The following is a 26,946-nucleotide window of genomic DNA, read 5'->3' as shown; positions in this document are numbered from 1 at the left end:
AATCCCCGCCACCACGATCAGCCCTCGCCGCCGGCATCCCACCCACGCGCCTGCCCGCACCCACGCCGACTCATGACCGCTTCCTTCTTCATCCCGCCCCTGCACCGCGCGGCTTCGGCCCCTCCGGCGGGCGGAACGGACGGCCGCAAGCCACCGGCAGGCATCGGGCGCCCGCTCAGTCCCAGGACCCCTGCGCCGCCGGCAACGCCGCCACCTCCGCCAGATCCGCAGCCGTGAGTGCCAGCCCCGCCGCAGCGGCGTTCTCCACCGCCCACCGTTCCCGCTTGGCGCCCGGCACCGGGACCACGTGACGCCCCTGGGCCAGTACCCACGCCAGCGCCACCTGGGCGGGCGTGACCCCTTCGCCGTGGCGTCCTGCGACGCGGCGCAGGCCGGCCACGATCGGCTGGTTCGCCGCCATCATCTCGGCGGTGAAGCGCGGGTGCCGGGCCCGGACGTCGTCCGGTTCGAAGCCCTCGCCGGGCGTCAGCGTCCCGGTGAGGAAACCGTTGCCGAGCGGCATCGCGGCGAGGAAGCCGATGCCGCGCGCCTCGCACCAGGGCAGCAGCGTCAGCAGCGCCTCCGGCGACCACACCGACAGCTCGGCCTGCACCGCGCTCACCGGGAAGACCTGCTGGACCCGTTCCAGCTGCCGGATCGTCGCGTCGTACAGGCGCGATCCGGCCGTCCGCCGGGTCGAGCGCGCGCCCACCGCGCACAGCCCCAGCGCCCGTACCTTTCCGGCCGTCACCAGCTCGGCCATCGCTCCCCAGGTCTCCTCCACCGGCACTTCCGGATCGGCCCGGTGCAGCTGGTAGAGATCGATGACGTCCGTCTGGAGACGCCGCAGCGAGGCATCGCAGGCCCGCTTCACATATCCGGGCCGGCCGTTGGCCACGATGTGCTGCTCGCCCACCAGGAGCCCGCACTTGGTGGAGACGAAGGCGTCCCGGCGCCGCTCCTTCAGGACGCGGCCGACCAGGAGCTCGTTGGTGAAGGGTCCGTACATGTCGGCGGTGTCGAGGAGCGTGGACCCCCGGTCCAGGGCGGTGTGCACAGTACGCACCGACTCCTCGCCATGCTGCCGGGACGCGGTGTACGCCCAGCTCATCGGCATGCAACCCAGTCCGACAGCTCCCACTTCGAGCGCCGCCGCGCCGATCGTCCTGCGCTCCACCTGGCCGTGCCCTCCCTCTCCCGGCCCCCAACCTAACCTCTGCATGGCGGGCCGCTTCGCATAGCCTCCAGAGCATGACCTTCGATGTATGGCTTCCTTTCCGCGCGGACGAGCTCGACGGACTCCCCGGCAAGTTCACCTATCGCTACTGGGACGGCGGGGCGGACTTCCCCGCGGATCCGGCCGACTGCGCGTTCTACGTCGTGCCGTACATGAAGAGCAGTGACATATCGATCCGTCCCATGGCCGAAATGACCTCCGTACGGGTGGTTCAGACGCTCTCGGCCGGTATCGACCACGTCCAGCCGGGTCTCGAACTCCTGCCGGAGGGAGTTCAGTTGTGCAACGCGCGCGGCGTGCACGACGCCAGCACCGCCGAACTCACCCTGACCCTGATCCTCGCCTCGCTGCGCGGCATCCCCGACTTCGTCCGCGGCCAGGACCGCGAGGAGTGGCGTTCCGGGTTCCGCCCGGCGCTCGCCGACAAGTCCGTGCTGATCATCGGCTACGGCTCGGTCGGTGCCGCCATCGAGGACCGGCTCGCGCCGTTCGAGCTCACGCGGGTGACGCGCGTCGCGCGCTCCGCACGCGAGACGGAGCGCGGTCCCGTGCATCCGATTTCCGAGCTGCCCTCGCTGCTCCCGGACGCCGACGTGGTGGTCCTCATCACGCCGCTCACGGAGCAGACGAAGCACCTGGTCAACGCTGATTTCCTGACGCGGATGAAGGACGGCGCGCTGCTGGTGAACGTGGCCCGCGGCGGTGTCGTCGACACCAAGGCGCTGCTGACCGAGCTGGAGAGCGGCCGGATCATGGCGGCCCTGGACGTCACCGACCCCGAACCGCTGCCTCCGGGCCACCCGTTGTGGCACGCGCCCGGTGTGCTCATCAGCCCGCACGCCGGCGGCCCCACATCCGCGTACTTGCCGCGCGCGAAGCGACTCCTGGTGGCGCAGTTGAACCGGTTCGCGCAAGGGGAGCCTCTGGCCAACGAGGTGCTCAGGACCGGCGCCTAGCCGTCGCGCACACCCTCCGCAGTCCTCCGTATGCGCCGCGTGCCCGCATCCTCGCTGGTCGTCACGGAGAGTAGAGGAACTATGTCCCTGAGTGACGATCCTGGTGTATCGTCCACGGCAGGGGCAGCGCCGCGCACCGTTCGGCGCCGGGGACGGAAGATCAGGACTGCGAGGGGGGCGACGGGCGATGCACGGCCTAGGGACGAACGATCCGACGCGACGGGTCCGCGGGCGACGACCCTGGCGGACTCCGGCACGCAGCCGAGGCCTCGATGGCCGGAACGGCCACACCGGCGGGCACGGTCACGGGCACCAAGGTCATCTCTGTCACCACGGCCATGGCGCCCGCCACGGCCACGGCGGCCAGCACCACCGCAGGCCCGGTGGTCGCAGGCGGCACACCCACCCAGCACACCGGGACCGCAGGGACGCCACAGCGGCGCGGACCCGGGAGGCACGGTGAGCTCCCCGGTGGCGCTGATGACCCGCCGACCGGTCTCCGGCGGCAGCACGAATCTGGTGCCCCAACTCGGGCTGGCCCTCGTGTGCGCGGGATACGCCGTGGGCTCCGCGCTCGGCTGGGGCTCGCCCCGACTCGCCCTGATCATGGGCGACTTCGGGCTCGCCGCAGCGGCAGCCGCGGCGGCGATCTCCTGTTTCCATTACGCCCGCGGGCAGCACAACCGCCTTCGGCCGGCCTGGTTGCTGTTCGCGATCTCCTCCACGATGGCAGCTCTGGGCAACGGGGTCTGGGGCTGGTACGAGGTGGTCCTCGACCGCAGTGTGCCCAAACCGAGCTACGCCGACCTGTTCTTCCTGTGCTTCGCGCCGCCGGCCATCGTCGGTCTGCTCGTGCTGGCCAAACGCCCGGCGACGAAGGCGGGTTGGGTCTGTCTGGCGCTGGACTCCTGGCTGATCGGCGGCTCGCTGCTGACGCTCTCCTGGAGCCTCGCACTGGCCCAGACGGCGAAGTCCGGCGGACCGAGCGTCGCACACACGGCGCTCTCGCTCGCCTACCCCCTGCTGGACATCGCCCTGGTCAGCATGGTGCTGGCCCTGCACTTCCGGCGCTCCTCGGAAAGCCGATCGGCAGTGAACACGGCGATCGGGGCACTCGCTGTCACCGTGATGTGCGACGCGCTGTTCACCTCGCCCCTGCTGCACAGTACCTACCACTCCGGGCAGCTGCTCGACGCCGGCTGGTTCGCCGGATCGCTGCTGCTCGCCTATGCCCCCTGGGTGGGTGCCCGCACCGGCCCGAAGGCCGACGAGGAAAACACGCGGGATGAACACACGCGCGAGGAGCACAGCCGGGCACCGGACTTCCAGGACGGCCGTTTGCCCGGCCCCCGATCGGGAGAACCGTCCGCGGTGCCCCTTGCCGAAGGAGACCGCGGCCTCGCGCCGACCCGGCCCATCGCGGGATCGCTCGCCGCGCTCACGCCGTATCTGGCCGCCGCCGTCTGCACGTTGGGGATCCTCTACAACGTCCTCGACGGCCGCAGCCCCGACCGCGTGGTCCTCATCACCGCCGGAGCCGTCGTCCTCGCCCTCGTCGTGCGCCAGGGCATCATGCTGCTCGACAACATCACGCTCACCCAGGAACTCGCCCAGAAGGAGAACTACTTCCGCTCCCTGGTGCAGGACTCCAGCGACGTCATCATGATCGCCGCGCCCAACGGCATCCTGCGGTACGTGAGCCCGGCCGCCGCCGGGGTCTACGGCCGGGACGCCGAGGACCTCGTCGGAACCGAACTCGCCTCGCTGATCCACCCGGAGGACCTCGGCTGCGTGGTGCACGAGGTGCGCCGGTTCCTGGCCGCCGGCCACGCCGAGGAACCCACCACCCGCATCGAGTGCCGCTTCAAGTCGGGCGACGGCGGCTGGCTCAATGTGGAGTCCACCATCAACCGGCACCACGGCGGCCTCATCCTCAACAGCCGCGACGTCACCGAACGGGTGAGACTGCAGGCCCAGTTGCAGCACAACGCCGAGCACGACCCGCTCACCGACCTGCCCAACCGCGCCCTGTTCACCCAGCGCGTCCAGCAGGCGATCTCCGGCCGCCGCGCGACGGACCGCGGCACCGCCGTGCTCTTCATCGACCTCGACGGCTTCAAGGCCGTCAACGACACCATCGGCCACCAGGCGGGCGACGAACTGCTGGTCGAGGCCGCGCGCAGACTCGAGGCGTCCGTCCGGCACGGCGACACGGCAGCACGCCTGGGCGGCGACGAGTTCGCGGCCCTGATCGTCGGGGACGGCACCCGCGACCGCACCGCCCGGGAACGCCATATCTTCGAGCTGGCCGACCGGTTGAGAGTCACGCTCTCGCAGCCGTACGACATCGAGGGCAACGATGTCCGGGTCGCAGCCTCCATCGGCGTCGCCTTCGCCGAGCCGGGCCTCGGCGCCGGTGAGCTGCTGCGCAACGCGGACCTGGCGATGTACCGCGCCAAGGCGGCGGGCAAGGGGCGCGTGGAGCTGTACGCGCCGCAGATGCAGCAGGACGTCGTCCGCAAGGCCGAACTCGCCACCCGGCTGCGCGCCGCCCTGCACGACGGCGAGTTCGCGCTGCTGCACCAGCCCGTGGTGAGTCTGGGGACCGGCCGGATCACCGCGGTCGAGGCCCAGCCGCGCTGGCGCTCGGCACAGGGCGTGCTGTTCACCCCGGCCGAGTTCATGCGCGTCGCCGAGGACGGCGACCGTACGGCCGAACTGGGCCGCTGGACGCTGGAGGAGGCCGTCTCCCAGGCAGCCGACCGGGCACAGTCCGGGCTCACCGCGCCGGTCGCCGTACGCATGAGCGCCCGCAGACTGCTGGACCGTTCGATGCCGCTGAGCTCCATCGAGGCCCTGCTCACCCGGCACGGCCTGCCCTCCGGCGGCCTGGTCATCGAACTGGCCGAAACGGACCCCAAGGTCTCCCTGGACGAGCTGGAGCGCAGGCTGAACGCCCTGCGCAGACTGGGTGTCCGGATCGCGCTCGACGGATTCGGCAGCGGCTACGCGGCCATCACGGTCCTACGGCGTCTCCCCGTCGACGTGCTCAAACTCGACCGAGGGCTGGTCGAGGGCGTGGTGGAGTCGGCGCGGCTGCACAAGATCACCAGCGGGCTGCTGCGCATCGCGAGTGATCTGGGGCTGCAGTCGGTCGCGGACGGCGTGGATCTGCCGGAGCAGGTCAGCGCCCTGCGCGAAATGGGCTGCACCCACGGCCAGGGCATGGCGTTCTCCGGCCCGCTGGACGAGTACCGGCTGCGCCGCGCGCTGTCCTCCGGGCACTACGCCGTACCGCACGGCGGCCCCGCCGAGCCGGTTCTGACGGGCGGCGGCGCAGGACTTGCGAGCGGCGGCGTGGGACTGACCGGCAGCGGCGCACTGACGGGCACCGGCTCGGGTCTGGCGGGCGGGGGCGCGGGAGTGTACACAGGAGGCCTTCCCGCCGTCTACGGAGGAAGCATGGTACTGCGCTCACATAATGAGACTCCCGTCCCACCCACTTGACATTGACAGTGTGCCGGGGGGAGGGTCAGTCCCATGCGCACCCGAATTCTCGTACTTGGACAGCGCGTCGGCTGACGCTGGGCCCTCCGGAGGACGATCCGGAACACCCGGCGACCGCACCCGGCGCGCTCCCCTCGCTTGCCTCACGGCACGAGGGGTTTTTTGTTGCACGAGTGCCAGTCGAACCCAGTACAAAATTCGCAAAAACCCTCAGCATCGAGAAGAGAATGCCGATGACCGAGCAGGCCACCGGGGCCCACCATCCGCAGCCGCGGCCCCGTTCCTCTGGGCAGCAGTCCGCTCCCGAGCACGTCACGGGTGCGCAGTCCCTCATCCGTTCGCTCGAGGAGGTCGGCGCCGAGACGGTATTCGGCATTCCCGGGGGCACCATCCTCCCCGCCTACGACCCGATGATGGACTCCACGCGGGTGCGCCACGTGCTGGTCCGCCACGAGCAGGGCGCCGGCCACGCGGCCACCGGCTACGCGCAGGCCACCGGCAAGGTCGGGGTGTGCATGGCGACGTCCGGGCCGGGCGCCACCAACCTGGTCACCCCGATCGCGGACGCGCACATGGACTCCGTGCCGCTGGTCGCGATCACCGGGCAGGTCGTGTCCAAGTCGATCGGTACGGACGCCTTCCAGGAGGCGGACATCGTCGGCATCACCATGCCGATCACCAAGCACAGCTTCCTGGTCACCAAGGCGGAGGACATCCCGCGGGCGATCGCGCAGGCGTTCCACATCGCCTCCACCGGCCGCCCGGGACCGGTCCTGGTCGACATCCCCAAGGACATCCTCCAGGCGAAGACGACCTTCACCTGGCCGCCGACCATGGACCTGCCCGGCTACCGGCCCGTCACCAAGCCGCACGCCAAGCAGATCCGCGAGGCCGCCAAGCTGATCACCGCGGCCAAGCGGCCGGTGCTGTATGTCGGCGGCGGTGTCCTCAAGGCCCGCGCCACCGCCGAGCTGAAGGTCCTGGCGGAGCTGACCGGGGCGCCGGTCACCACCACGCTGATGGCGCTGGGAGCGTTCCCCGACAGCCACCCGCAGCACCTCGGCATGCCCGGTATGCACGGCTCGGTGGCCGCCGTCACCTCGTTGCAGAAGGCCGACCTGATCGTCGCGCTCGGCGCCCGCTTCGACGACCGCGTCACCGGGAAGCTGGACAGCTTCGCCCCGTTCGCCAAGATCGTCCACGCGGACATCGACCCGGCCGAGATCGGCAAGAACCGCGCCGCCGACGTGCCGATCGTCGGTGACGCCCGCGAGGTCATCGCCGACCTGATCCAGGCCGTGCAGAAGGAGCACAGCGAGGGCAGCACCGGCGACTACGCCGCCTGGTGGAAGGACCTGAACCGCTGGCGCGAGACCTACCCGCTCGGCTACGACCAGCCCGAGGACGGCTCACTCTCCCCGCAGCAGGTCATCGAGCGCATCGGACAGCTCGCACCGGAGGGGACGATCTTCACGGCGGGCGTCGGCCAGCACCAGATGTGGGCCGCCCACTTCATCGAGTACGACAAGCCGGCCACCTGGCTGAACTCCGGTGGCGCCGGGACGATGGGCTACGCGGTCCCGGCCGCGATGGGCGCCAAGGCCGGAGCCCCCGAAAGGACCGTCTGGGCGATCGACGGTGACGGCTGCTTCCAGATGACCAACCAGGAGCTCACCACCTGCGCCCTGAACAACATCCCGATCAAGGTCGCCATCATCAACAACGGCGCCCTCGGGATGGTCCGCCAGTGGCAGACCCTGTTCTACAACCAGCGCTACTCCAACACGGTCCTGCACTCCGGTCCCGACGACGTCAACCCGGAGGCCAGGGGCACCCGCGTCCCCGACTTCGTGAAGCTGTCGGAGGCCATGGGCTGCCACGCCCTCCGCTGCGAGTCCCCCGACGAGCTGGACAAGGTCATCGCCGAGGCCAACGCGATCAACGACCGGCCGGTGGTCATCGACTTCATCGTGCACGAGGACGCGATGGTGTGGCCGATGGTCGCCGCCGGCACCTCGAACGACACGATCATGGCCGCCCGGGACGTCCGTCCCGACTTCGGCGACAACGACGACTGAGAGCACGGGCTCAGGGACCCAAGGGACTCAAGGAAGAGGAAGACCAACCATGTCCAGCAAGCACACGCTCTCGGTCCTCGTCGAGAACACGCCGGGCATCCTCGCCCGGATCGCCGCGCTGTTCTCCCGCCGCGGCTTCAACATCGACTCGCTCGCCGTCGGCGTCACCGAGCACCCCGACATCTCCCGCATCACCATCGTGGTGAATGTCGAGGACCTGCCGCTCGAACAGGTCACCAAGCAGCTCAACAAGCTCGTCAACGTCCTGAAGATCGTCGAACTCGAACCGGGTTCGGCCGTTCAGCGGGAACTCGTTCTGGTGAAGGTGCGTGCGGACAACGAGACGCGCTCCCAGATCATCGAGATCGTCCAGCTGTTCCGCGCCAAGACCGTGGACGTCTCTCCCGAGGCCGTCACCATCGAGGCGACCGGCAGCAGCGACAAGCTGTCCGCCATGCTCAAGATGCTGGAGCCGTACGGGATCAAGGAACTGGTTCAGTCCGGCACCATCGCGATCGGCCGTGGCGCCCGTTCCATCACCGACCGGTCGCTGCGGGCGCTGGACCGCTCCGCGTAACAAGCACATCGGGGGGCCGGCACACGCCGGCCCCCCGATTCACTCGCCCGTATGGCGAGACCCCGAAACTTTCCCCTGCCTCACCGCCGTACGGTGGGACGCAACACCTGCACACCAAGGAGAGAACCCAAAGTGGCCGAGCTGTTCTACGACGCCGACGCCGACCTGTCCATCATCCAGGGCCGCAAGGTCGCGGTCATCGGGTACGGCAGCCAGGGCCACGCCCACGCGCTGTCGCTGCGCGACTCGGGTGTCGACGTTCGGGTCGGTCTGCACGAGGGCTCCAAGTCCAAGGCCAAGGCCGAGGAGCAGGGCCTGCGCGTGGTGACCCCGGCGGAGGCCGCCGCCGAGGCCGACGTGATCATGATCCTGGTGCCGGACCCGATCCAGGCCCAGGTCTACGAGGAGCACATCAAGGACAACCTCGACGACGGCGACGCGCTGTTCTTCGGCCACGGCCTGAACATCCGCTTCGGCTTCATCAAGCCCCCGGCCGGCGTCGACGTCTGCATGGTCGCCCCCAAGGGCCCGGGCCACCTGGTGCGCCGCCAGTACGAGGAGGGCCGCGGCGTTCCCTGCATCGCCGCCGTCGAGCAGGACGCCACCGGAGGCGCCTTCGCGCTGGCGCTGTCGTACGCCAAGGGCATCGGCGGCACCCGGGCCGGCGTCATCAAGACCACCTTCACCGAGGAGACCGAGACCGACCTGTTCGGTGAGCAGACTGTGCTCTGCGGTGGCACGTCCGCGCTGGTCAAGGCGGGCTTCGAGACTCTGGTCGAGGCCGGCTACCAGCCGGAGATCGCCTACTTCGAGTGCCTGCACGAGCTGAAGCTGATCGTGGACCTCATGTACGAGGGCGGCCTGGAGAAGATGCGCTGGTCGGTCTCCGAGACCGCCGAGTGGGGCGACTACGTCACCGGCCCGCGGATCATCACCGAGGCCACCAAGGCCGAGATGAAGAAGGTCCTCGCGGAGATCCAGGACGGCACCTTCGCCCAGGCCTGGATGGACGAGTACCACGGCGGTCTGAAGAAGTACAACGAGTACAAGACCCAGGACTCCGAGCACCTGCTGGAGACCACCGGCAAGGAGCTGCGCAAGCTCATGAGCTGGGTGAACGAGGAGGCGTAAGTCCTCTCGCGGTGATGGCGCCCCCCGCGTGGGGGCGCCGTCCCGGGGCTCCGTACCGGACCCCGTTCCCCGAACTCCGGAGGGGCTGGTTGCCGGTTGGGAGCTCGTCCGAGTGATCCTTCCGCTCGGACGGGCGAGGGGCGCCATCGCCCCACTACACTGCTGCACAACATACGCGTCAGGCCCACAGCGTCGTGCGTCTTCCACGCGGCCCAAGCGACACCGAGGAACCGCAGGTGCCGCTCCCCTCCACCGCATGCGGCCGTCGGGACGGCCGTCCGCATTGGACTTGTGAGGACTCACGTGAGCTCGAAACCCGTCGTACTCATCGCTGAAGAGCTGTCTCCCGCCACCGTCGATGCGCTGGGCCCGGACTTCGAGATCCGGCAGTGCAACGGAGCAGACCGTGCCGAGCTGCTCCCGGCCATCGCAGACGTCGACGCCATCCTGATCCGTTCCGCCACCAAGGTCGACGCGGAGGCCATCGCCGCCGCGAACAAGCTCAAGGTCGTCGCACGAGCCGGCGTCGGCCTGGACAACGTCGACGTCTCCGCCGCCACCAAGGCCGGCGTGATGGTCGTCAACGCCCCCACCTCCAACATCGTCACCGCGGCCGAGCTGGCCTGCGGTCTGCTCCTGGCCACCGCGCGCAACATCCCGCAGGCCAACTCCGCTCTGAAGAACGGCGAGTGGAAGCGCAGCAAGTACACGGGTGTGGAGCTCGCGGAGAAGACCCTCGGTGTCGTGGGTCTGGGCCGCATCGGTGCGCTCGTCGCGCAGCGCATGTCCGCGTTCGGGATGAAGGTCGTCGCCTACGACCCCTACGTCCAGCCGGCGCGGGCCGCGCAGATGGGCGTGAAGGTCCTCTCGCTGGACGAGCTGCTCGAGGTCTCCGACTTCATCACCGTCCACCTGCCCAAGACCCCGGAGACCCTCGGTCTCATCGGCAACGAGGCGCTGCACAAGGTCAAGCCGTCGGTGCGGATCGTCAACGCCGCGCGCGGCGGGATCGTCGACGAGGAGGCCCTGTACTCGGCCCTCAAGGAGGGCCGCGTCGCGGGCGCCGGACTGGACGTGTACGCGAAGGAGCCGTGCACGGACTCCCCGCTGTTCCAGTTCGACCAGGTCGTGTGCACCCCCCACCTCGGTGCGTCCACGGACGAGGCCCAGGAGAAGGCGGGCATCGCGGTCGCCAGGTCGGTGCGGCTCGCGCTCGCGGGTGAACTGGTGCCGGACGCCGTGAACGTCCAGGGCGGCGTGATCGCCGAGGACGTCAAGCCGGGTCTGCCGCTCGCCGAGAAGCTCGGCCGGATCTTCACCGCCCTCGCGGGCGAGGTCGCCGTCCGGCTGGACGTCGAGGTGTACGGCGAGATCACTCAGCACGATGTGAAGGTGCTCGAACTCTCCGCGCTGAAGGGCGTGTTCGAGGACGTCGTCGACGAGACCGTGTCCTACGTCAACGCCCCGCTGTTCGCGCAGGAGCGCGGTGTCGAGGTGCGGCTGACGACCAGCTCGGAGTCGGCGGACCACCGAAACGTCGTGACGGTGCGGGGCACGCTCGGTGACGGCGAGGAGGTGTCGGTCTCCGGCACGCTGGCCGGTCCCAAGCACCACCAGAAGATCGTGGCCGTCGGTGAGTACGACGTCGATCTGTCGCTCGCCGACCACATGATCGTGCTCCGCTACACCGACCGTCCCGGTGTGGTCGGCACGGTGGGTCGCATCCTCGGTGAGGCCGGGATCAACATCGCCGGTATGCAGGTGTCCCGGCTGGCCGCCGGGGGCGAGGCCCTGGCGGTGCTCACGGTCGACGACACGGTTCCGCAGAACGTGGTGGCCGAGGTGGGTGCCGAGATCGGGGCCACCTCGGTGCGGTCGGTCAACCTGGCCTGAGCCGAGCCGTTTCCCAGGCTTTCGGGCCCGGTCACCCCGAAGTGGGGTGACCGGGCCCTTGGCTTGCGGGGACCGCGTCAGGACAGACTCTTCTCGGACGCGTACGAGGGCGCGGGCGCGTACGAGGGCGCGGGCGCGTACGAGGGTGCGGACGCGGGCGAGGGGCACCTCACGCTGACCGCAATCGAGTCCACGCACAGCCACCCAGCGCCGAGTCACCGTGGCCATGTCGTGGCGGTCGCGGCTGCGGGCACGGTGGACGTTCGATCCGGCGACCGCACTCGACGGGGATCAGCTCACCGAGGGACTGAAACAGGTGATCGCGGCGGCTACGCGGTCGTGAGCCTGCCGTCCCTCATCTCCAGCACCCGGTGCGCGAAATGCCGTACCACCGCCCGGTCGTGGCAGACGAACAGATACGCCATGCCCAACTCCTCCTGCAGTTCCGCCAGCAGGTGCAGGATGCCGGCCCGGACCGACGGGTCCAGCGCCGAGACCGGTTCGTCCAGGGCCGGCAGACGGGGCTCACAGGCGAGGGCCCGGGCGATTCCCGCGCGCTGGCACCGACCGCCGGAGAGCTCGTGCGGGAACCGGTCGCCGTGGGACGGGAGCAGGCCGACCCGTTCGAGGAGTCCGGCCACCCGGGCCGGTCCCGTGACGTCCCAGCGACCCTGTACGCGCAGTGGTTCGGCTATGGCGTCCCGGATGCGGTGGCGTGGGCTGAGCGAGCCGTACGGGTCCTGCAACACGGGCTGCATCCGCGGGCGCAGCCCCCGCAGCTCGCTTTCCGGGAGTGTCGTCAGCTCCCGGCCTTCGAAGCGGACCCGACCGCCGTCGGGTCCCCGCAGCTGGAGCACGGCGGCGACCGTGGACGACTTGCCGCAGCCGGAGGGGCCGTCCAGTGCGAGTGTCTCACCGGCGTACAGGTCGAAGGAGACGCCGCCCACGGCCGGGCGTCCGGCGCCGCACAAGGGATGGTCAAGGAGCGGCCGTGCGCCGACCGCAGAATGACGACAATCGTTTTCAATAGCTGGAGTGGGTCCGGCCGGCCCGGTGGCCGGTTCTACAGCCGCGCCGCCTTCAGCGCCATGTGCAGCAGCAGCCGGTCCTCGCCGTCGTCGAGGTCAAGGCCCGTGAGCTGTTCGACGCGGGAGAGGCGGTAGTAGAGGGTCTGGCGGTGGATACCGAGTTCGGCGGCCGTGCGGCCGGCCTGGCCCGCGCAGTCGAGGAACACCTCGGCCGTGCGGGCGAGGTCCCGGTGGGACGGTTCGAGGAGGGCGCGTACGGCGGGATCCTGCGCCGCCTGCGGGGGCAGGGCCGTCAGCAGCCGGTACGGCCCCACCGCCGACCACTCGGCGACCGGCCCGAGACGCGGTTCCGCGAGCACGGCACGCGCGGCCGCCGACGCCTCCCGCCACGCGGAGCCGAGCTCGGCGAGACCACCGCGGGCACCGGAGACCCCGGCGGCGGGGGTGCCCCGGCCCGTCGCGCCGCCGGGAGTGCCACCGGCCGCGGTCCGCGTCTCCTCCGCCTCCCGCAGCAACCGCACCGCGGCCGAAGTCGCCGGGGACAGCGCGTCCGTCGCCCGTAGCCGCACCAGCAGGGCCAGGGCCTGGCCGGACGCGCCCCACGGGAGCGTGCACAACGCGGTGGCGCCCGGCACCGTCCGTACCGACGGCGCGTCGTCCGGATCCGCCGAGGGCCACGGGGCCACGCACACCACCGCGTGCGGCCCCTCGCCCCGCGGGCCCAGCTCCGTGCGCAGTTCCGCCACCGCCATGTCCTGCTGCCAGCCGCGCTCGGCGGTCAGCACCGCGCGGAACTCACGGGAGAGGTCCGCCCCGACCTGCGCCTCGTCCGCCAGCAGGGCGCCGATGCGGGAGGCGACCTCCATCGCGGCGGCCAGCTGTTCGTCCGTGGGGCCCGGCTCGCCCGCCAGCAGCCAGACATAGCCGAGGACCACCCCGCGATGGCGTACCGGCAGACAGATGCGGGCCCGGTAGACGCCGGCCTCCGGAGTGCGGGGGATGCGCACCGGGCCCGTCGCCCGCGTGATGCCGAACCCCTCGAACCAGGCGCGGACCGCCGGCGTCGAGCGCCGGGTCAGGATCGACCGGGTGCGCACCGGGTCGAGGGACGCCTCGTCCAGCTCGCTCTCGCTGTCGTACGCGCCGAACGCGATCAGCTCGAAGTCGCGGTTCTCCAGCGTCGCGGGGGCCCCGAGCAGCGCGGAGATCTCGTCGATCAGCTCCTGGTAGTCCTCCGTCATCGGGGCATTCTCCCGCAGCACCCGGGGGCCTTCATACATCTGTCTGAGATCCAGGGCACGGATGCGTGACAGCTGTCGATGGCCCACGATCGGAGGGATCCTTAAGTTTCACGGTGGTTCTCGGTGCCGTAACACCGGCTTCCGGCTTCGACTCCCGTGGAGGTGCCCCGTGCTGGGTCCCCTGATCCTGGCCGCGTCGCGCAGTGACACCCTGCGCCGTCTGGTCTCGGCGGCGCCGGTGACCAAACCGGTGGTCGACCGGTTCATCGCCGGGGAGACGGTCGACGACGTCGTACCGGTCGTCAAGGAGACGGTCGACAGGGGACTGGAGGTCACCCTGGACGTCGTCGGCGAGGACATCACCACACCGGAGCAGGCCGCCGCCGCGCGTGACGCCTACCTCGCGCTGATCGAACGTCTCGACGGGCTGGGGCTCGGCACCAAGGCCGAGGCGTCGGTCAAGCTGTCGATGTTCGGCCAGGCGCTCCCGGGCGGCCACGAGCTGGCGCTCGCCAACGTCCGGCCCGTCGTCGAGGCCGCCGCCCGCATCGGGACCACCGTCACCCTGGACGCCGAGGACCACACCACCCTCGACTCGATGTTCGCCATCCACGAGGAGCTGCGGCAGGACTTCCCCGACACCGGCTGCGTCATCCAGGCCTATCTCTTCCGCACCGCGGCCGACGCCCGGCGGCTCGCCGCCTCCGGCAGCCGGGTGCGTCTGGTGAAGGGCGCTTACGACGAGCCCGCCTCCGTGGCGCACCAGAACAGGGCGGACGTCGACAGGGCGTACGTCCGCGTCCTGCGCACCCTCATGGAGGGCGACGGCTACCCGATGATCGGTACCCACGACCCCCGGCTGATCGCCATCGGCCGGGAACTCGCCCACCGGGCCGGCCGCGGCCCGGACGACTACGAGTTCCAGATGCTGTACGGCATCCGCGCCGACGAGCAGCTGCGGCTGGCCGCCGAGGGCCACCGGGTGCGCGTCTACACCGCGTACGGCACCGACTGGTACGGCTACTTCATGCGCCGTCTGGCGGAGAGGCCGGCGAACCTGCGTTTCTTTGCCCGAAGTCTGCTTTCCCGGGGCTGAGTGATGGCCGTTGGACCGATTCTGCCGGGGGTCCGGGGATTGTCCCCCGGGTTGGCGCGGCATGCGCCGTCTGGCGGAGAGGCCGGCGAATCTGCGTTTCTTTGCCCGAAGTTTCCGCTCGATCCTCACTCAGGGCGGAGCCCACACGGTTCCCGCCAGTCCCGCCCGCACCCGCTCACGTAAGGAGCACACCGATCCCATGGACGCTGTGACCCAGGTCCCCACCCCCGTCAACGAGCCCGTGCACGGTTACGCGTCCGGCTCGCCCGAGCGGGCCCGGCTGGAGGCCAAGCTCAAGGAGCTGGCCGAGAATCCGATCGATCTTCCGATGACCATCGGCGGTGAGCGGCGGATGGGCGGCGGGGAGGCCTTCCAGGTAGTGCAGCCGCACAACCACAAGGCCGTGCTCGGCACCTACCGCAACGCCACGCAGGCGGACGCCCGGGACGCCATCGACGCGGCCCTCGCCGCCGCTCCCGGGTGGCGCGCGATGTCCTTCGACGACCGCGCGGCGATCATCCTGCGCGCCGCCGAGCTGCTGGCCGGCCCGTGGCGGGAGACCCTGGCCGCCTCCACCATGCTGGGCCAGTCGAAGACTGCGCAGCAGGCCGAGATCGACTGTCCGTGCGAGCTGGTCGACTTCTGGCGGTTCAACGTCGCCTACGCCCGGCAGCTGCTGGCCGAGCAGCCGGTGGCCAACGCCCCGGGCGTCTGGAACCGCCTGGACCACCGCCCGCTGGAGGGCTTCGTCTACGCGATCACCCCGTTCAACTTCACGGCGATCGCGGGCAATCTGCCCACCGCGCCCGCGCTGATGGGCAACGTCGTGGTCTGGAAGCCGTCGCCGACCCAGACCCACGCCGCCGTGCTGCTGATGCGGCTGCTGGAGGAGGCCGGCCTGCCGAAGGGCGTGATCAACCTCGTCACCGGCGACGGCATCGAGGTGTCCAAGGTGGCGCTGGAGCACCGCGACCTCGCGGGCATCCACTTCACCGGCTCGACGAAGACCTTCCAGTACTTGTGGAAGACGGTCGGCAACAACATCGAGAAGTACCGCTCGTACCCGCGGCTGGTCGGCGAGACCGGCGGCAAGGACTTCGTGGTAGCCCACCCGAGCGCCGACCGCGCGGTGCTGAAGACGGCCCTGACCCGGGGCGCCTTCGAATACCAGGGCCAGAAGTGCAGCGCCACCTCCCGCGCGTACATCCCGGCCTCCATCTGGAACTCCGGCTTCAAGGAGGAGTTCGCGGCTGAGGTCGAGGGCATCGCGATGGGCGACGTCACGGACCTCGGCAACTTCATCGGCGCGGTGATCGACGAGCGCGCCTTCGCCAAGAACAAGGCGGCGATCGACCGGGCGAAGCAGGACCCGGCGTGCACGATCGTCGCGGGCGGCTCGTACGACGACTCCGTCGGCTACTTCGTCCGCCCGACGGTCGTGGAGTGCTCGGACCCGGTCAACGAGGTCTTCACGACCGAGTACTTCGGGCCGTTCCTCGCCGTCCACGTCTACGACGACGAGAAGTACGAGGAGATGCTGACTCAGATGGAGTCGGTGTCGGACTACGCGCTCACCGGCTCGGTCATCGCGAACGACCGCGCCGCGGCGGCGTACACGGCCGAGAGGCTGCGCTACGCGGCCGGAAACTTCTACATCAACGACAAGTCGACCGGCGCGGTCGTCGGCCAGCAGCCCTTCGGCGGCGGCCGGGCCTCCGGCACCAACGACAAGGCCGGCGCGCCGCAGAACCTGATGCGCTGGACGCTCACCCGTTCCATCAAGGAGACGCTGGTCCCGCCGACGGACTACACGTACCCGCACATGGGCTGAGGCCCCCGCACATGGGCTGAGGCCCCCGCACATGGGGGAGCGCCGGACCCGTCGGGTCCGGCGCTCCCGCGTCTCGGTGGGTCAACGGTCGCAGGTCGTGCGGCCCGGGAACCAGCGGCAGGCGAGCGCCGCGAAGCCGCCGTCCGCCACGACCGGGACGGTCAGGGTGTCGCCGCCCCGTACGACGTGCGGCTCGCGCACGAGACCCGACGGGCCGTCCGTCACCGTCTCCACCAGCCAGCGGCCCGCGCCCAGGCGCAGCGGTACGTCCACGGACTGCGCCGCCCCGGCGAAGGTGCCGCCGATGAACCAGCGGCCGTCCTGGGCGAGTCGGGCCAGGACCGCGGAGCGGCCCGGGTCACCGGTGAGCAGCCGGGTTTCTTTCCAGCTCGCGGGCACCTGCTCGAGGTAGCGGCGGGCCTCCGGGCGGGCGTCGTAGGACTCGGGGGTACCGGCGAGGTTCTGGATGCCGGACTCGTACAGGACGGAGAGCCCCAACTCACCCGCGTCCGAGGCCACGTTCGGGCGGAACGGGCGGTGGAACGCGCCGGGCGTGAAGTCCATCGAGCCGAGCACGTTACGGGTGAAGGGGAGGGACGCCAGGTGCTCGGCGGTGTTGGTGCGCTTCTCCTCGCCACCGACGCCCTCGAAGGTCATGACCTGGGGCCAGGTGCGCTGCATGCCCTTGGGGATCGTCGAACCGTGGAAGTTGACGAGCAGACGGTGGTCGGCGGTGGCCTTCAGCACGTCGTCGTACCAGCGCATCCGGTCCTGGGACTCGGAGTCCATGAAGTCGATCTTCACGCCCTTGACGCCCCAACGCTCCAGCGTCCCGAGCCACTTCTCACGTTCCACCGGGTCGGTGAGCAGGGTCCAGTGCAGCCAGACGTGGATGCCGACCTTCTTCTTCGCGGCGTAGCGGACCAGTTCGGGCATCCAGTTGTCGGTCTGCCAGTTCGGGTCGATGACCTCCCACTCGCCGGGCTTGAAGTACCAGCCGGCGTCCACGACCTCGTAGGGCCAGCCGCGCTCGGCCGCGTAGTCGACGTACTTCTTCTGCGCCTCGAGGCTCTGTCCGGCCTCCCTGCCGCCCGCCAGCCAGGTCCACAAGGCCGTGCCCGGCTTGATCCACGAGGTGTCGCGGACCCGGGAGGGCGCGGCGATGTCGTCGATGAAGGTCGACTCGGTGACCGTCGCCAGATCACCGGTGATCACGGCGCGCCACGGGGTGGTGAGCCGGCCGCCGGTCACCTGCACAGGCTCGTTGTTCCACAGGCCGACCTGATACGTCGACGAGTTGGCCTCGTGCGTGAGATGCGCGCCCGAGTAGGAGCCGTTCAGGTCGGACTCCGCGACGAAGGCGTAGCCGCCGCCCGTCCTGAACAGCGCCTGCATCATGTACGAGCCCGCGGGCGCCGCTCCCGCCTCGTAGCGCTTGAACTGGAGCTCGTTGTCGGACCGGTACGCGCCGAGGACGGCGTCCGAGCCGGCGGGCAGGGTGAACGCGGAGGTCTCGCGCAGGACGTTGCCGGTGTCACCGGGCAGGACGTAGCGGTACGCGACACCGTCCTTGGCCACCCGGGTCAGCAGGTCGAGGCGGGCGCCGCTCGCGGTGCGGAACCGGAAGCGGGTCTCGGTCATCAGGGAGGACCGCTTCTCCCGCTTGCCCGACGAGGCGGTGTAGTGCTCGGCGACCGTGCGGGTGGAGCGGCCCGTGAAGGTCAGGCCCTTGGAGAAGTCGGCCCGTTCGGTGACCAGGCCGACGGGGGAGGGCTCCAGGACCGTGCGGCCGCCCCGTCTGATCGTGAGGGTGGGATGTCCGTCGGCCGGATCGAGGGCGACGGTGGCGGTGGGAGAACCCAGCGGGCCGCGCACCTCCCAGGACTTGGACTGGCCTGATAACCGCTCGGGACGGTCGGCCGAGGCCGGATCGGCCTGGGCCGGGAGCGCCGCCACGGCCGTGGCGAGGAGGGTGGAACAGAGTGTCAACACCGTGCTGCGGATCCGGCGTTGGACCGCCATGGGGTCAGCCTCCTGTTGAGTCATCGGATGATTGTGAGGGTGTAGGGGCCCATGGGGGCTGTCAAGGCCTTTGACGCTGATATACATCGGATTGCTCTTCCTGGGCTCAGGTCGACGGGTGGTTTACTGACCGGATGACCGCCCGTCTGCGCACCGCTCACACCGCCGACCTCGTCCCCGCCGAGCTCCGTGCCGTGCGCGCGTTCCTGGAGGCCGCCTTCGAGGGCGACTTCAGCGCCGACGACTGGGACCACACCCTCGGCGGCGTCCACGCCCTCGTCCACGACGACGCGGGGCTGGCGGCCCACGGCTCGGTCGTCCAGCGCCGCGTACGGCACGCCGGGCGCTCGCTGCGCACCGGCTACGTCGAGGGGGTCGCGGTCCGCCCGGACGTGCGGCGGACCGGGCTCGGCGGACGGGTGATGGACGCGCTGGAACGGGTGCTCGACGGCGCCTACGTGCTCGGCGCCCTGTCCGCCACCGACGAGGGTGCCCTGCTGTACGTGGCCCGGGGCTGGCACCGCTGGCCCGGCGGGATCGCCGCCCTCGGTCCGTCCGGGGTGGTGCCGCTGCCGGAGGAGGAGGGTGCGACCTTCGTCCGTCCCGGCTCCGCAGGCCCTCTGGACCCGGCCCATCCGCTCCTGTTCGACTGGCGCGACGGCGATCTGCTGTGACCGGGCAGGGTCGGGCCTCGGGCCCCGTCCACCATTTACGGTTCGGGTGGGTTCGGAGGAGGCGGAAAACCACCCCTGCCGCCCCGTTGGGTGCGGGCGCACAACGGCGCGCGCCCGCCCTCCGCGAAACAGTGTTTCCCCAGGTCAGGCGCATGTGATGCAATCGACCGTCTCAGATAGTAGGAAGTCCGAGTAATCGTGGAGACAGATGCTCGGTCCTCGCTTAGCTTTGTAGGAGCCGAACGTCTCGCTCGATCAAGCGAATGGCGGTCGTGAGCCGGGCCCCGGCAGGCAACCCCTGCGGCTCCGCTCCCCGCCCCACCCGGCGTCTCGTTTCCCCCACCTTCCGTACTCCCTGATGCCGAGGAGTCGATCATCATGGCCGAGACGACCGTCCGCCGCCGAGTCCGTCACATCTCCCGTTCGAGCGAATCCGACCGCAAGAACGCCGCAGCCGCCCTCCAGCGCGCCCTCGACCGCAGGGACAACGGCGGCGAGACCGGGCACTCCTGAGCTGGCGAGACCGGGCACTCCTGAGCTAGTGCCGCGGCAGGCAATTTGCCCGTCAAGGAGCGGCGTCCGGGGCGAACGTTGCCTGTTGCGGCACCAGTTCCCGACAGGCATCGTTGGCGCCGTCGGGGCCCGCAGGGACACCCCCTAAGCGCCGCGCCTGATCTCGAAGTGATCGACGCGCTCGCCGTCCGAGGCGAGCGCCGACACCTTCAGGCGTGCCTTCGCGCCGGTCTCCGCCTCCACCGAGAGGAGGGAGAACCCGGTGTAGCGCACCCGGGACCACTCCACGGTCTCCTCCTTCTTGTCCCGCGACTTCGTCCAGTGGAAGGATTCGACGGAGTCGTGGTTGCGGACACGTTTCTCGTAGCTGTCCTTCACCCCGTCGGGGAAGCCGTACAGGTCCTTGCCGCCCCCGCCCGCCGTGACGTACACGATCCCGTCCCGCGTCGGATCCGTCGACCCGCCGACCGGCACCGCCCTGCCCACCCCGCCGTCCTTGACGGCGTCGGTCCGCTCGTACACGTGGTTGTGCCCGTTGATCACCAGGTCCACCTGGTGCTTGGCGAAGAGCGGCACCCACTTGTCGCGCACACCGCCGTCGGAGGCGTGCTTCGACGTCGAGTAGGCGCAGTGGTGGAAGAAGGCGACGATGAAGTCCACCGATGCCGACGCGCGCAGTTCCCCGAGCCTGCGGTCCAGCCAGGCCGTCTGCCTCCCGTCCGTGTAGCCCAGGTTGGCGGGGATCTCGTAGGAGACGTCGTTCGCGTCCAGCGCCACCACGCCGACGTTGCCGTAGACGAACGAGTACACGCCCGGTGCCCCGCCCGGGTCGAAGCCGCTGTCCGGGAACGAGAAGCGGGCCAGCTGGCCGCCGTAGCCGTCCGACGAGTACACGGCCTCCATGTCGTGGTTCCCGGTCGTCACCATCCACGGCACCGACTTCGCCACCGGCTCGGTCTGCTTGAGGAAGTAGTCCCACAGGTCCGGGACGAACAGGTCCGACTTCTCGCCGTGCCCGGTGGGGTTGGCGTAGCAGATGTCGCCGGCGTGGAGGTGGAAGGCCGGGTTCTGACGCAGCAGCACCTTGTCGGTGGCGCGCGCGTTGCGGTTGACGCCCTGGTCGCCGAAGGCGGTGAACACGAACCGCTCCGGGCTCGCGGGGGCCGTACGGAACGAGCCGATCGTCGACCGGTGCCGGGGCGACGCCGGGTCGAAGCCCTCGTGGCCGATGCCGTAGTAGTACGTGGTGCCCGGCTTGAGACCGTCCAGAGCCGCGTGCACGTAGTACTGGTCGTACGCCATCCGGACCCCCTCCACACCCGGCGTGTGCAGGTCACGGAGCTCGGCCTCGATCCGCCTGCTCAGGTCCTCGGGCCGCAGACCCACCCGGACGAAAGGCTTCTTGACCGCGAACGGCACCTGCCAGGAGATCCGCATCTGCGTCTTCGGGTCGGCCCCGAAGGCGAGATGGCGGCCGAACGGGGTGACCGCGGAACCGGGCACCCGCCCCGTCGCCGTGGCGGAGGGCGTCGGCGACCGGTCCCGGGCGGCCGAGTCCGACCCCGAGCACCCGGTCAGCAGCCCGCCCGCCACCGCGCCCGCGGTCACCAGCGTGCGGCGCCGGGACAGTCTGGCGCGCAGGTACTCGTACTGTTCCGCCATGCTCATCCGGCGTACGAGCTGCTCGGGAATGCCGAAATCGGGAGTTTCCATGTGGTTGAACTTCCCAGCGATTCCCAACTCAGGGCAAACGCAGGGGTGAACGCCGGTCAACGGATGGATGCCCTCCGGGCCTCGCGGTCACCGGGCGGTGTGCCGCCGACACCTCGGTGTCCAGATCCCGGACGGTGCATGTCATCCCATGGGACAAGGAGTACGGTGCCGTCATGTCTCGAACCATCAGTCTCGCAGTGATCCCCGGTGACGGTATCGGCCAGGAGGTCGTGGCGCAGGGCCTCAAGGTCCTGGGCGTCGTCCTTCCGCAGGACGTGAAGCTGCAGACCGAGGAGTTCGACTTCGGCGCCAAGCGTTACCACGCCACCGGTGAGACGCTCACCGACGCCGACCTGGACGCCCTGAAGAAGCACGACGCGATCCTGCTCGGCGCGATCGGCGACCCCTCGGTCCCGTCCGGCGTCCTGGAGCGCGGGTTCCTGCTGAAGCTCCGCTTCGCCTTCGACCACCACGTCAACCTGCGGCCGTCGAAGCTGCTGCCGGGAGTCGCCACCCCGCTCGCCGGCCAGCCGGAGATCGATTTCGTCGTCGTCCGCGAGGGCACCGAGGGCCCCTACACCGGCAACGGCGGCACCATCCGTACCGGCACCCCGCACGCGGTCGCCACCGAGGTCTCGCTGAACACCGCCTTCGGCATCGAGCGCGTCGTGCGTGACGCCTACGCCCGCGCCCAGGCCCGCCCCCGCAAGAAGCTCGCCCTCATCCACAAGAACAACGTGCTGGTGCACGCCGGCCACCTGTGGACGGAGATCTTCAACAAGGTGGGCGAGGAGTTCCCCGAGGTCACCACCGAGTACATGCACGTCGACGCGGCGACGATCTACCTCGTCACGCAGCCCGAGCGGTTCGACGTGATCGTCACCGACAACCTCTTCGGCGACATCATCACCGACCTCGCCGCGGCCGTCTCCGGCGGCATCGGCGTCGCCGCCTCCGGCAACATCAACCCCTCCGGTGAGTTCCCGTCGATGTTCGAGCCCGTGCACGGCTCGGCGCCCGACATCGCGGGCCAGGGCAAGGCCGACCCCAGCGCCACCGTCCTGTCCGTCGCCCTCCTGCTGCGCCACCTCGGCTACGAGGCCGAGGCGGTCCGCATCGAGGAGGCCGTCTCCGCCGACCTCGCGGAGCGCGGCACCACCGCCCGCACCACTGACCAGATCGGCGACGCGCTCGCCGCCCGAGTAGCCGGCTGACCCGCCGCGCTCCTCACCTGCTCAGGAAGCTCTCACAAGCTGCTGAGGAAGCCGCCGGGTCGCATCCGCACCCGGCGGCTTCTCCTATGCTCCGCCGGGTGTCACCATCAACCATGGGCCGCGGTTCACACCGTTTTCTTCCCCGGTCTCCGTCACGAGACATGCGAGATAATCGGACACGGAGCCGCCGAATGAGGGAATGCTCGGACGTCCTATGACCGGCCACCGGCCGTACGGGCGTGAGCGCGGCCCGTCACAAACACACGGTGAAGGACAAACCAACGATGACGACGCCCACGATCGAGCTCAAGCCCTCCGCCAACCCGCTCTCCGACGCGGAGCGTGAGGCGATCCTCGCCAACCCCGGCTTCGGCCGCCACTTCACCGACCACATGGTGACCGTGAAGTGGACCGAGGGCCGCGGATGGCACGACGGTCAGCTCGTTCCGTACGGCCCGCTCTCCCTCGACCCCGCCAACATGACCCTGCACTACGCGCAGGAGATCTTCGAAGGGCTGAAGGCCTACCGCCGCCCCGACGGCACGGTCGCCACCTTCCGTCCGGAGATGAACGCCCGGCGCTTCCAGCGGTCCGCCCGCCGGCTCGCCATGCCGGAGCTGCCCGAGGAGACCTTCATCGAGGCCATCGAAGCGCTCGTGAAGCAGGACCAGGCCTGGGTGCCCGCGCACGGCGGCGAGGAGTCCCTCTACCTGCGCCCGTTCATGATCGCCACCGAGGTCGGGCTGGGCGTGCGGCCGGCCAACGAGTACCTCTTCCTCGTCATCGCCTCTCCGGCGGGCGCGTACTTCGCGGGTGGCGTCAAGCCGGTGTCCATCTGGCTGTCGGAGGACCGGGTCCGTGCCGTCCCCGGCGGCATGGGCGACGCCAAGACCGGTGGCAACTACGCCGCGTCGCTGCTCGCGCAGGCCGAGGCGGCCACCCAGGGCTGCGAGCAGGTCTGCTACCTCGACGCCGTGGAGCACAAGTGGATCGAGGAACTCGGCGGTATGAACCTGTACTTCGTGTACGGCGACCGTCTCGTCACCCCCTCGCTCACCGGCTCCATCCTCGAAGGCGTCACGCGTGACTCGCTGCTGACCGTCGCCCGGGACCTCGGCTACACCGCCGAGGAGGGCCGGATCTCCATCGATCAGTGGCAGCGCGACGCCGAGAACGGCAGCCTCACGGAGGTCTTCGCCTGCGGCACCGCCGCGGTGATCACCCCCGTCGGAACGGTCAAGCGCACCGGCGCCGCGTGGAGCCACGCCGACGGCGGCACCGGCGAGGTCACCCTGAGGCTCCGCGAGGCACTGCTGGACATCCAGCGGGGCACGGCCGAGGACAAGCACGGCTGGATGCACGACCTGGGCTGAGTCCGCCCTGGGCCGAGTGCCCGCTCTGCGTCGACTGCCGGTCCGCCAACCAGCTTTGGGGGACCGGCAGTTCGTGCGAGGACCTGCCACGGACAGAGCCACCTCCGCTGAACAACTGTGGCACACGTCACCGTCAGCCCGTCGCCCGCATCGTGAGATGTGCGCGGGGGCAGTCCGCCGCCTGTGGCAGACTGCCCCCGTGCTCTCGTTCGCCACGATTATTGGCAGCAGGCGCGCCGGTCCGCAGTGACCGCCACGTACGACCACGTACGGGCGGGCATCGTCGTCTCGACCCGCGCGCAGACCTCTCGCACCCGCGAGAGGTTTTTCGCTTTTCTGGCCCACCTCAAGCCGGAAAGGGAGCGCGAGGGATGATGGGGGACGGTGGAGCCGGTCATTCCGGTAGACCGAGATCCAATACAGGAGCCGAACACCCATGACGGAAACCAGCGAACTCGACGATTCTTTCCATGTCTTCGACACGACGCTGCGCGACGGGGCGCAACGCGAGGGCATCAACCTCACGGTCGCGGACAAGCTGGCCATCGCACGGCACCTGGACGACTTCGGCGTCGGCTTCATCGAGGGCGGATGGCCCGGCGCCAACCCCCGGGACACCGAGTTCTTCGCCCGCGCCCGGCAGGAGATCGACTTCAAGCACGCCCAGCTCGTCGCCTTCGGCGCCACCCGTCGCGCCGGCGGCAAGGCTGCCGAGGACCCGCAGGTGGGCGCCCTCCTCGACTCCGGCGCCCAGGTGATCACCCTGGTCGCCAAGTCCCATGACCGGCACGTCGAGCTCGCCCTGCGCACGACCCTCGAGGAGAACCTCGAGATGGTCCGCGACACCGTCTCCTACCTGCGCGAGCAGGGCCGCCGGGTGTTCGTCGACTGCGAGCACTTCTTCGACGGCTACCGCGCCAATCCGGAGTACGCCAAGGCTGTCGTACGCGCCGCCGCGGAGGCCGGCGCCGACGTGGTCGTCCTGTGCGACACCAACGGCGGCATGCTCCCCGCCCAGGTGCAGGCGGTCGTCGGCACCGTCCTCGCGGACACCGGTGCCCGGCTCGGCATCCACGCCCAGGACGACACGGGCTGCGCCGTCGCCAACACCCTCGCCGCCGTGGACGCCGGCGCCACCCACGTCCAGTGCACGGCCAACGGCTACGGCGAACGCGTCGGCAACTCCAACCTCTTCCCCGTCGTTGCGGCCCTGGAGCTGAAGTACGGCAAGAAGGTCCTCCCCGAGGGCAAGCTGCGCGAGATGACGCGGATCTCGCACGCCATCGCCGAGGTCGTCAACCTCACGCCGTCCACGCACCAGCCCTATGTGGGTGTTTCCGCCTTCGCGCACAAGGCGGGCCTCCACGCCTCCGCGATCAAGGTCGACCCGGACCTGTACCAGCACACCGACCCGGCACTGGTCGGCAACACCATGCGGATGCTCGTCTCCGACATGGCGGGTCGCGCCTCGATCGAGCTCAAGGGCAAGGAACTTGGCGTCGAGCTCGGTGACGACCGGGAGCTGGTCGGCCGCGTCGTCGAGCGGGTCAAGGAACGCGAACTCAAGGGCTACACGTACGAGGCCGCGGACGCCTCCTTCGAACTGCTGCTGCGCGCCGAGGTCGAGGGCAAGGTCCGCAGATACTTCGAGGTGGAGTCCTGGCGCGCGATCGTCGAGGACCGCCCCGACGGCAGCCACGCCAACGAGGCCACCGTGAAGCTCTTCGCCAAGGGCGAGCGGATCGTCGCCACCGCCGAGGGCAACGGCCCGGTCAACGCACTCGACCGCGCGCTGCGCGTGGCCCTGGAGAAGATCTACCCGCAGCTCGCCAAGCTGGACCTCGTCGACTACAAGGTCCGCATCCTGGAAGGCAAGCACGGCACGGAGTCCACGACCCGGGTGCTGATCTCCACGTCGGACGGCGCGGGGGAGTGGTCGACGGTGGGCGTGGCGGACAACGTGATCGCGGCCTCGTGGCAGGCGCTGGAGGACGCCTACACGTACGGGCTGATGCGCGCGGGCGTCGAACCGGCGGAGTAGCCCTCGCGGGTCACTGGCACCCGCGCGGTCAGCATGAGTCCTCGGCGAGCTCCTCGAACTCGCCGAGGGTCATCGCCCGGTCGTCGGCCCAGACCCGGCCCGGGCGGAGCCGCTCGATGTCGGCCGCCCGGAACTTGACCAGGCCGGAGTAGTAGGGTTCCCCGTCCTTGCCGAAGCCGAGGGTGTAGGTGTACTCCTCCGTCAGCTCCTGTGCCCCAACGGGCCGGCTGCGCCAGGCGGCGGGCGGCGAGAAGAGCGGGAAGTCGGCGTCGGTGAGAGTCCGCTGACCGTGGGCCTCCCAGCCGGAGAAGTTGCGCTCGGGGTCCGCGTCGGCCGCCTCCTCGTCGGTCGGTGTGGCCCTCAGCCCGAGGCCGTAGATGCGGTCGTCTCCGCACGGCCGCAACAGCGCCTTCAGATGCCCGTCGGAATCCCGGTGCACGGCGGCCAGCGGAAGGATCTCCGCCCCGCACCCGCTCAGCAACGCCACCCCGGCAACCGCCCCCACCACCGCGAGCAAACTCCGCCGCACCCGTCCGCCTCCGTCCCCCGCGCGCCGTGTGACCAGGGCGCTCACCGCTCGGTTGTACCGGAGTCTCGGCGCTCCCCCAAGCCGCCAGTTGACTCCGACCAAGTCACAGAAGAGACACGGGAGTTCAGCGCGGCGAGTGTTCCTTGAGCCCGGCGAAGGGGAAACCCGATGCGGTTCGCGACGGCAAGCCCACACCGTCCTTACGATCCCGGCGGCCCCGGCGGCCCGGCGGCCCCGGCGGCCCGGCGGCCCCGGCGGCCCGGCGGCCCGGCGGCTCGGCGGCCCGCGGTCC

At 70.3% G+C, this 26,946-nt stretch carries 20 protein-coding genes; 14 read left to right on the top strand and 6 right to left on the bottom strand.

Annotated features, from left to right (window positions below; genetic code table 11):
* Positions 1-175: 175 nt before the first annotated feature.
* On the bottom strand, positions 176-1,177 hold the full coding sequence (locus EF387_RS31720; protein WP_128380098.1) for an aldo/keto reductase: 1,002 nt from the start codon (positions 1,175-1,177) through the stop codon (positions 176-178).
* A 74-nt stretch (positions 1,178-1,251) separates the two neighbouring features.
* On the opposite strand from EF387_RS31720, the gene EF387_RS31715 reads away from it, so the two are divergent.
* The 6 genes from EF387_RS31715 (at position 1,252) to serA (ending at position 11,379) form a co-directional block, all read left to right on the top strand.
* A complete protein-coding gene (locus EF387_RS31715; protein WP_128380097.1) occupies positions 1,252-2,193 on the top strand; it encodes a 2-hydroxyacid dehydrogenase in 942 nt (313 codons plus the stop codon).
* Between the two features lie 480 nt (positions 2,194-2,673).
* Positions 2,674-5,700 (top strand): putative bifunctional diguanylate cyclase/phosphodiesterase, encoded by a 3,027-nt coding sequence (locus EF387_RS31710; protein ID WP_128380242.1) that lies wholly within the window; start codon positions 2,674-2,676, stop codon positions 5,698-5,700.
* Positions 5,701-5,933: 233 nt separating this feature from the next.
* A complete protein-coding gene (locus tag EF387_RS31705; protein ID WP_202918425.1) occupies positions 5,934-7,778 on the top strand; it encodes an acetolactate synthase large subunit in 1,845 nt (614 codons plus the stop codon).
* Between the two features lie 49 nt (positions 7,779-7,827).
* Positions 7,828-8,355 carry an acetolactate synthase small subunit gene (ilvN, locus tag EF387_RS31700; protein ID WP_128380095.1) on the top strand — a complete coding sequence of 176 codons (528 nt, stop codon included), beginning with the start codon at positions 7,828-7,830 and terminating at the stop codon, positions 8,353-8,355.
* 132 nt (positions 8,356-8,487) lie between these two features.
* Positions 8,488-9,486 (top strand): ketol-acid reductoisomerase, encoded by a 999-nt coding sequence (gene ilvC, locus EF387_RS31695; protein WP_128380094.1) that lies wholly within the window; start codon positions 8,488-8,490, stop codon positions 9,484-9,486.
* A gap of 303 nt (positions 9,487-9,789) precedes the next feature.
* Positions 9,790-11,379 (top strand): phosphoglycerate dehydrogenase, encoded by a 1,590-nt coding sequence (serA, locus tag EF387_RS31690; RefSeq protein ID WP_128380093.1) that lies wholly within the window; start codon positions 9,790-9,792, stop codon positions 11,377-11,379.
* A 329-nt stretch (positions 11,380-11,708) separates the two neighbouring features.
* On the opposite strand, the gene EF387_RS31685 is transcribed toward serA, so the two are convergent.
* Together EF387_RS31685 and EF387_RS31680 are read right to left on the bottom strand one after the other, a co-directional pair.
* Positions 11,709-12,326, bottom strand: a complete 618-nt coding sequence (locus EF387_RS31685) for an ATP-binding cassette domain-containing protein (RefSeq protein ID WP_238431820.1) — start codon at positions 12,324-12,326, stop codon at positions 11,709-11,711.
* A gap of 116 nt (positions 12,327-12,442) precedes the next feature.
* Positions 12,443-13,687: a PucR family transcriptional regulator gene (locus tag EF387_RS31680; RefSeq protein ID WP_202918432.1), complete on the bottom strand. Its 1,245-nt coding sequence runs from the start codon at positions 13,685-13,687 to the stop codon at positions 12,443-12,445.
* Between the two features lie 130 nt (positions 13,688-13,817).
* On the opposite strand from EF387_RS31680, the gene EF387_RS31675 reads away from it, so the two are divergent.
* Positions 13,818-14,744: a proline dehydrogenase family protein gene (locus EF387_RS31675; RefSeq protein ID WP_128380090.1), complete on the top strand. Its 927-nt coding sequence runs from the start codon at positions 13,818-13,820 to the stop codon at positions 14,742-14,744.
* 199 nt (positions 14,745-14,943) lie between these two features.
* Positions 14,944-16,575, top strand: a complete 1,632-nt coding sequence (pruA, locus tag EF387_RS31670) for an L-glutamate gamma-semialdehyde dehydrogenase (protein ID WP_128380089.1) — start codon at positions 14,944-14,946, stop codon at positions 16,573-16,575.
* Positions 16,576-16,656: 81 nt separating this feature from the next.
* Here the strand turns inward: pruA and EF387_RS31665 are convergent, their stop codons facing one another.
* Positions 16,657-18,621: a glycoside hydrolase family 97 catalytic domain-containing protein gene (locus tag EF387_RS31665; RefSeq protein ID WP_238431819.1), complete on the bottom strand. Its 1,965-nt coding sequence runs from the start codon at positions 18,619-18,621 to the stop codon at positions 16,657-16,659.
* Between the two features lie 110 nt (positions 18,622-18,731).
* Here EF387_RS31665 and EF387_RS31660 point away from each other — a divergent pair, with 110 nt between their 5' ends.
* Together EF387_RS31660 and EF387_RS49495 are read left to right on the top strand one after the other, a co-directional pair.
* Positions 18,732-19,271: a GNAT family N-acetyltransferase gene (locus tag EF387_RS31660; RefSeq protein ID WP_128380088.1), complete on the top strand. Its 540-nt coding sequence runs from the start codon at positions 18,732-18,734 to the stop codon at positions 19,269-19,271.
* Positions 19,272-19,649: 378 nt separating this feature from the next.
* Entirely contained in the window at positions 19,650-19,784 is a 135-nt protein-coding gene (locus EF387_RS49495) for a hypothetical protein (protein WP_128380087.1), read from the top strand.
* 144 nt (positions 19,785-19,928) lie between these two features.
* On the opposite strand, the gene EF387_RS31650 is transcribed toward EF387_RS49495, so the two are convergent.
* A complete protein-coding gene (locus EF387_RS31650; RefSeq protein ID WP_128380086.1) occupies positions 19,929-21,497 on the bottom strand; it encodes a purple acid phosphatase family protein in 1,569 nt (522 codons plus the stop codon).
* Positions 21,498-21,670: 173 nt separating this feature from the next.
* On the opposite strand from EF387_RS31650, the gene EF387_RS31645 reads away from it, so the two are divergent.
* The 4 genes from EF387_RS31645 (at position 21,671) to cimA (ending at position 26,125) form a co-directional block, all read left to right on the top strand.
* On the top strand, positions 21,671-22,711 hold the full coding sequence (locus EF387_RS31645) for a 3-isopropylmalate dehydrogenase (protein WP_128380085.1): 1,041 nt from the start codon (positions 21,671-21,673) through the stop codon (positions 22,709-22,711).
* A gap of 284 nt (positions 22,712-22,995) precedes the next feature.
* Entirely contained in the window at positions 22,996-24,084 is a 1,089-nt protein-coding gene (locus tag EF387_RS31640; RefSeq protein WP_128380084.1) for a branched-chain amino acid aminotransferase, read from the top strand.
* Positions 24,085-24,330: 246 nt separating this feature from the next.
* On the top strand, positions 24,331-24,459 hold the full coding sequence (locus EF387_RS49490) for a hypothetical protein (protein ID WP_274388966.1): 129 nt from the start codon (positions 24,331-24,333) through the stop codon (positions 24,457-24,459).
* A 61-nt stretch (positions 24,460-24,520) separates the two neighbouring features.
* A complete protein-coding gene (gene cimA, locus EF387_RS31635) occupies positions 24,521-26,125 on the top strand; it encodes a citramalate synthase (RefSeq protein WP_128380083.1) in 1,605 nt (534 codons plus the stop codon).
* A gap of 28 nt (positions 26,126-26,153) precedes the next feature.
* Here the strand turns inward: cimA and EF387_RS31630 are convergent, their stop codons facing one another.
* Complete coding sequence (locus EF387_RS31630) at positions 26,154-26,699, bottom strand: hypothetical protein (RefSeq protein ID WP_238431818.1); 546 nt, start codon at positions 26,697-26,699, stop codon at positions 26,154-26,156.
* Positions 26,700-26,946: the final 247 nt, after the last annotated feature.

Source organism: Streptomyces cavernae, from assembly GCF_004023625.1.
Taxonomy (GTDB): Bacteria; Actinomycetota; Actinomycetes; order Streptomycetales; family Streptomycetaceae; genus Streptomyces; species Streptomyces cavernae.
The sequence above is the reverse complement of the archived record's forward strand: the minus strand, read 5'-3'. Positions and strand labels throughout refer to the sequence as shown.